This window comes from Streptomyces bobili (assembly GCF_002154575.1).
GTDB classification, from domain to species: Bacteria; Actinomycetota; Actinomycetes; order Streptomycetales; family Streptomycetaceae; genus Streptomyces; species Streptomyces bobili.
Genome location: NZ_MUBA01000891.1, coordinates 1 through 670, shown reverse-complemented (window position 1 = coordinate 670; position 670 = coordinate 1). Strand labels below are relative to the sequence as shown.

Annotated in this window: 1 protein-coding gene; it reads left to right on the top strand. The window is 74.2% G+C overall.

The genetic code is table 11. The features are described 5' to 3' along the window. On the top strand, positions 1-670 hold a 670-nt coding region (locus tag BZL64_RS38515; protein WP_158101597.1), incomplete at both ends, for a molybdopterin-dependent oxidoreductase.

The window sequence follows — 670 nt, the reverse complement described above, 5'->3', positions numbered from 1 at the left end:
TCATCGACCCGCGCCGCACCCGCACCGCCAAGCTCGCCGACCGGCACCTCGCGATCCGGCCCGGCACCGACGCCCTGCTGCTCGCGGCGATGGCACAGGTGCTCTTCGAGGAAGGGCTCGTGGACCTGGGCGAGTTGAGCCCCCATGTCCAGGGCATCGACGAACTGCGGGACGCCGTACGGGACTTCACCCCGGAGTCGGTGGAGGCCGCCTGCGACGTGGACGCCGCGCTCGTCCGCACGCTGGCCCGCGAACTCGCCGCCGCCCCCACCGCGGCCGTCTACGCCCGCATCGGCAGCTGCACCGTCCCCCACGGCACCCTGGCGAGCTGGCTCGTCGACGTCCTCAACATCCTCACCGGCAACCTCGACCGGCCCGGCGGCGCCCTCTTCCCCCAGGCCGCCACCGACCGGACACCCCGGCCCGCCGGTCCCGGCCGGGGCTTCGCGCTCGGACGCTGGCACTCCCGCGTGAGCCGGCACCCCGAGGCCAAGGGCGAGCTGCCGCTCTCCGCGCTCGCCGAGGAGATCGACACCGCGACCGACGAGGGCACACCGGTCCGGGCGCTGATCACCGTGGCAGCCAACCCGGTGCTCTCCGCACCCGACGGCGACCGGCTCGACAAGGCGCTCGACTCGCTCGACTTCATGGTCAGCGTCGACCCGTACCT